The organism is Vibrio sp. 10N.247.311.13 (assembly GCF_041467595.1).
Taxonomy (GTDB): Bacteria; Pseudomonadota; Gammaproteobacteria; order Enterobacterales; family Vibrionaceae; genus Vibrio; species Vibrio crassostreae_C.
In genome coordinates this window covers 99,379-105,378 of the sequence record NZ_JBFSUX010000012.1, presented here as the reverse complement: position 1 = coordinate 105,378, position 6,000 = coordinate 99,379, and the positions used below count along the sequence as shown (strand labels likewise).

Below are 6,000 nucleotides of genomic sequence, written 5' to 3'. Positions count from 1 at the left end.
ATTTAGGTTCTGGCGCCGAGAGGTGTGAGAGTTCAAGTCTCTCCGACCGCACCATCATTAAATAGAACCCAGCTTTTTAGCTGGGTTTTGTTTTATCTGGAATATGCAAATCTGCTAGCCAAGTCACCAAGTATTCTCTTCTATAACCTCACTTTTAATACGATTTTATAAGACAATGTCAGCTCCATTTTCTAATTGAGTATGACTAGCCTATGAAACCCCTCCCCTTAACGATCGGTTGCTACACAGATACACCAAGTAAAAGCCAAGGTGTTTATCAAACTCAGTTAGATCTAGAAACAGGAAAACTATTACCTCTAGAGCTGATCATCAAATGTACTAACCCCTCTTTTATTACTGTAACAAAGACTGGGATCTATACTGCATCGGAAGTGGACCAGCAAAAACAGCCCCAGCTCATTCATATACCTAATGTTGATTCACAGCTAACACACAATACAAGCCTCATCTCGGGAGATCACCCTTGTCACGTCGTGATAGATCCACACAATAAGTTTGCTATCACGTCGCAATACTCATCAGGCACATTCGATATTTTTAGCTTAAGTATCAACGGCAGCATCGATAAACGACTCAAAACAATCCAGATGGTTGGTTCCGGGCCAAACAAAGAGAGACAAACTAGCCCACACGCCCATCAATGCCTGTTCTTACAAAACTCACCACAGTTTGTGACTGTCGATCTCGGCACCGATCGCATCAACTTCTATTGCTTTGATGAAGAGCAAGAAGAGTTCCTTGATGAGCCAATGCAGTCTATTAAGGTGCCCGCCGGCAATGGACCTCGCCATTTAATCTTTAACAAAGCTGAAGACAGAGCCTATGTGGTCTGTGAACTCTCTGAAACGTTGCTGACTTTGGAAAAGGTTTTAGGCATTTGGAATGTAGTGGAAGAGATTGATGCATTGCCTAATATGGAGAAGGGAGAAGCCGCAGCTGCGATTAAGCTATCGCCTGATGAGCAATTCCTTTATGTGTCATGTCGACACCAATCAAGAATCAGTAGCTTCAAAATCGACTCTGAGACTCAAAGGCTGACTTTCATTGATAGCTACGACACTGAAGGCAAATTCCCAAGAGACTTCCATATAACGAACGATGGGAAATGGCTTATCGCCGCCAACCAGCACTCCAACAACATCACCTCATTCAAGCGAGATAATGAAGATGGGTCTTTGGTTTATACAGGGTACTCTTTAGAGATCGATGCACCGGTTTGTGTGACGCAACAGCGATAGTAGTCATCTGATACAAAAAAGGAGAGCATTCGCTCTCCTTCTTTTCATAAGCAGTCTTAAACGCTCAATTAGAGACCCAAAGCGTATTTCAATACTTGAGCTTTAATCGGGCCTGAATTTTCAGCTAGTTTTAGAGCAGCATTACGTACAAATTTCAGTGGGCCAATGTCGTTGCTGAATGTCTTGTAGAAGAAATCCATGCCACTTTGCATCATTAGATTGTCGCCTCTTCTTATCACTTCATAGCGTCTTGCTACAGACTGGTTCAATTCACCCTTTTCTTTGGTGACATCCAGCAGTACTGATACATCTTTGAAGCCTAAGTTAACACCCTGCCCAGCCAAAGGGTTGATGGTATGCGCAGAGTCTCCGACCAAAATACAGTTATTCTTCGAGTATGATTGAGCATGACGTCGTGTCAGAGGAAAAGAACCCGAATTCAAGACTTTGATATCACCTAACTCTTTAGGAAAGTGAGTAAGTACTTCGTTACGTAGTTTTTCAGGGGCCATTGCTGACAGTTGCTTAATACGCAGTGGAGAATCATACCAAACTAACGAGCCCAGCCCGACTTCTTGACCGTCAGAGGTTAGAGAACACAAAGGCAAAAATGAACGAGGGCCACTTGGTAGAAATTGCTGCCAAGTAATATCTTGCTGAGGTTGTTCTGTTTCTACATTGATAAGCATACAGTGTTGTCGATAATCCCAAGCCGTGATGCCAATTCCAGCTTGTTGGCGAACGGCTGAATTCGCACCATCAGCACCAACCACCCACTTCGCAGACAACTCAGCCCCTGATTGAAGCTTTACGATATTGATTTCACCAAACTCAATCACATCGAGCTTTTCTGGGCATAACAGTTCGAGATTGTCGTAGGCATCAAATTGAGACCATAAACCTAATTGAATGAGTCTGTTCTCAACGATATAGCCCAAACGAGGAAGGTCTAGTGAGGCAGCATCAAATCGAGTACGACACTCTGGGTGCTCCCACGTCTCTAAACGTTTATAAGAACACACTCGCATTGCTGCAATACTTTGCCATGCACCAAGATCTTCAAGCAAATCGACCGATGCTTGAGAAATCGCTGACACACGAATGTCCATCGCTTGCGATTCATCAAAAGCTTGTGGGGCAAAACCTTCGATCACCGCAACACTCAGACCTTGCTTTGCAAAACCGATTGCTGTTGCTGCGCCAACCATGCCGCCACCGACTACTACAATATCGTAACTGTTCATATTTCGTACTTATCAGTTTGATTCTTTGACTGTTTTTGATTGTACTTTTTCATAACTAACTTGTAACCAAAAACCTTATTCGAAAAAAGGGTTATCCCTTATGGCATATGGCGTTAACGATAATAAAAACCACTACATAAGAGATTTGTTCAGACTACTAGTCAGTCGGTTTTGAAACCAGTACAATACGCCGCTTGCCGCTAGAGCCTGTCATAAAATTGAATACCGAATTATGACAAACGGGGCTAGCGGATGAATAATGGGCGATTTGCTCCCTTAAATTAAACTAACGATCGAGCGAACATATAATGAGTAAGAAACTGCTAATTAAAACTTGGGGCTGTCAGATGAATGAATATGATTCATCAAAAATGGCCGACCTGCTTAACGCTGCAAATGGCTATGAGCTAACTGAAGTACCTGAGGAAGCAGACGTACTACTATTGAATACTTGTTCTATCCGCGAAAAAGCGCAAGAAAAAGTATTCCACCAGCTTGGTCGTTGGAAAACGCTTAAAGATAAAAAAGAAGGTGTGGTGATCGGTGTGGGTGGCTGTGTAGCGACTCAAGAAGGTGATCACATTCGTCAACGTGCACCTTACGTAGACGTTATCTTTGGCCCACAAACATTACACCGTTTGCCAGAGATGATTAAATCATCACTGTCTAACGAAAAGCCAGTAATGGATATCTCTTTCCCAGAGATCGAAAAGTTCGATAACCTGCCAGAGCCAAAAGCTGAAGGCGCGACGGCGTTCGTTTCTATCATGGAAGGTTGTTCTAAATACTGTACTTACTGCGTTGTACCATACACACGTGGCGAAGAAGTTAGCCGTCCAATGGATGATGTACTTTTCGAAGTTGCTCAACTTGCAGAGCAAGGCGTACGTGAAGTTAACCTGCTAGGTCAAAACGTAAACGCATACCGCGGTCCAACACACGAAGGCGATATCTGTTCATTCGCAGAACTGCTTCGTCTTGTTGCTTCTATCGACGGTATCGACCGTATTCGTTTCACAACAAGCCACCCGCTTGAGTTTGGTGACGACATCATTGAAGTTTACAAAGACACACCAGAGCTAGTGAGCTTCCTTCACCTACCAGTACAAAGTGGTAGTGACCGTATTCTTACGATGATGAAGCGCCCACATACGGCTATCGAGTACAAATCTATTATCCGTAAACTGCGTAAAGCTCGCCCTGACATTCAAATCAGCTCTGACTTTATTGTTGGTTTCCCTGGTGAGTCTAAGCAAGACTTCCAAGATACAATGAAGCTAATTAAAGACGTTGATTTCGATATGAGCTTCAGCTTTGTTTTCTCTCCACGTCCAGGTACGCCAGCGGCAGATTACCCATGTGATGTACCAGCACAAGAGAAGAAAGATCGTCTGTACGAACTGCAGCAAACGGTAAACACACAAGCTATGCGTTTCTCTCGTCTAATGTTAGGCACAGAGCAACGTATCCTTGTTGAAGGCCCATCAAGAAAGAACCTAATGGAACTTCGCGGCCGTACAGAAAACAGCCGTGTTGTGAACTTCGAAGGTTCTGCAGACCTAATCGGTCAATTCGTAGATGTGAAGATCACTGAGGTTTACACCAACTCACTACGTGGTGAACTGGTTCGTACAGAAAAAGACATGGGTCTACGCGTTGTTATGACTCCAGCAGAAATGATGGAAAAAACAAAACGTGAAGACGAGCTAGGTGTAGCGACATTTACGCCATAGGCAATACAACTGTTTGAGCACAAAGCGCAAACACAAAGCTTGAAATTACCTAACTAAGTGACCATCTTAGAAATAGGGATATCACCATCAGAAGCCCGGTCTAAATCGGGCTTTTTGCTCTTTGTTTTATTTAAGAGTGAGTGGCACAAAATGAGAGGCTAATTTGAGCAATAAAATCGTTACCTTAGAGATAAATCTAGAACCAGCAGACAACAAGCGCTTGGCAAGTTTATGCGGACCATTTGACGACAACATCAAGCATCTTGAGCGTCGTCTGGGCGTTGAGATTAATTACCGTAGCAACTTTTTCACCATTGTTGGTAAGCCTCACACTACAGCCGCAGCTTTAGACATCATCAAACACCTCTATGTTGAAACGGCTCCAGTTAAAGGCAACATAATCGATATCGAACCAGAGCAAATACATCTGGCGATCACCGAGTCAGGCATTTTGGAGCAACACGTCGAGTCTGAAATTGACTACGGCAAAGAAGTGACCATTAAGACTAAAAAAGGCGTCATCAAACCTCGAACGCCAAACCAAGCACAGTACCTAATGAACATGGTGACTCATGACATCACCTTTGGTATTGGGCCAGCAGGTACAGGTAAAACCTACTTAGCCGTTGCTGCAGCAGTTGATGCACTTGAACGCCAAGAGGTTCGCCGAATCCTACTGACTCGTCCTGCTGTTGAAGCCGGTGAGAAGCTTGGTTTCCTACCGGGTGATTTAAGCCAAAAAGTAGACCCATATTTACGTCCACTTTACGATGCGCTGTTTGAGATGCTTGGCTTTGAGCGAGTTGAGAAGCTGATTGAACGTAACGTAATTGAAGTTGCGCCACTGGCTTACATGCGTGGTCGTACATTGAATGATGCGTTTATCATTCTTGATGAGAGCCAAAACACCACGGTAGAACAGATGAAGATGTTCTTAACCCGTATCGGTTTTAACTCACGCGCTGTGATCACAGGTGATATTACGCAAATCGATTTACCTCGTGGTGCAAAATCAGGCTTACGCCATGCGACTGAAGTGCTCAATGAAGTCGACGACATTAGCTTTAACTTCTTCATGTCTGAAGACGTCGTTCGTCACCCTGTAGTTGCTCGTATCGTCAACGCATACGAGAAGTGGGAAGCAAAAGACCAGAAAGAGCGCAAAGAGTTTGAAAAGCGTAAACGTGAAGAGCGTGAAGCCAAACTTCTTGAGGCTCAGCAGGTAGTTACGACACAATTAGCAACACAAAATAGCTCTGTAATTGCAGAACAAGGTGATAAATAGATGTCTATTGAACTAGACCTGCAATTAGCGGTCGAAAATGAGCAAGGTCTTCCAACTGAGCAAGATATTCAGCTTTGGTTGGACAAGACAATTCCTCAGTTTCAAGAGAACGCTGAGTTGACGGTTCGTATCGTTGATACACAAGAAAGCCACCAGCTCAATCATGAATATCGTGGCAAAGATAAGCCAACTAACGTGTTGTCTTTTCCATTCGAGGCTCCTCCAGGGATCGAGTTAGATCTACTGGGCGACCTCATTATCTGCCGCCAAGTTGTCGAAAAAGAAGCAGAAGAGCAAAGTAAGCCTCTGCTAGCACACTGGGCTCATATGGTTGTACATGGCAGTCTGCATCTGCTAGGTTATGATCATATCGAAGATGATGAAGCTGAAGAGATGGAGTCACTCGAGACAGAAATCATGCAATCTATGGGGTTTGAAGACCCTTACATTCTAGAAAAGTAAATTGATTCTAGTAAAGT

General features: G+C 43.8%; 5 protein-coding genes. 4 read left to right on the top strand and 1 reads right to left on the bottom strand.

The genetic code is table 11. The features are described from left to right. Nucleotides 1-212: 212 nt before the first annotated feature. Complete coding sequence (locus AB6E52_RS07835) at nucleotides 213-1,259, top strand: lactonase family protein (RefSeq protein ID WP_102321183.1); 1,047 nt, start codon at nucleotides 213-215, stop codon at nucleotides 1,257-1,259. Nucleotides 1,260-1,327: 68 nt separating this feature from the next. Here AB6E52_RS07835 and AB6E52_RS07830 read toward each other — a convergent pair whose 3' ends face one another. Further along, nucleotides 1,328-2,503, bottom strand: a complete 1,176-nt coding sequence (locus AB6E52_RS07830; RefSeq protein WP_017064167.1) for a 2-octaprenyl-3-methyl-6-methoxy-1,4-benzoquinol hydroxylase — start codon at nucleotides 2,501-2,503, stop codon at nucleotides 1,328-1,330. A 308-nt stretch (nucleotides 2,504-2,811) separates the two neighbouring features. On the opposite strand from AB6E52_RS07830, the gene miaB reads away from it, so the two are divergent. The 3 genes from miaB to ybeY all read left to right on the top strand — a co-directional run bounded on the left by miaB (nucleotide 2,812) and on the right by ybeY (nucleotide 5,983). After that, nucleotides 2,812-4,236, top strand: coding sequence for a tRNA (N6-isopentenyl adenosine(37)-C2)-methylthiotransferase MiaB (miaB, locus tag AB6E52_RS07825; RefSeq protein ID WP_065584439.1), 1,425 nt, complete (start codon nucleotides 2,812-2,814; stop codon nucleotides 4,234-4,236). Nucleotides 4,237-4,399: 163 nt separating this feature from the next. After that, a complete protein-coding gene (locus tag AB6E52_RS07820) occupies nucleotides 4,400-5,521 on the top strand; it encodes a PhoH family protein (protein WP_017064169.1) in 1,122 nt (373 codons plus the stop codon). Then, a complete protein-coding gene (gene ybeY / locus AB6E52_RS07815) occupies nucleotides 5,522-5,983 on the top strand; it encodes an rRNA maturation RNase YbeY (RefSeq protein WP_012603383.1) in 462 nt (153 codons plus the stop codon). Nucleotides 5,984-6,000 lie beyond the last annotated feature (17 nt).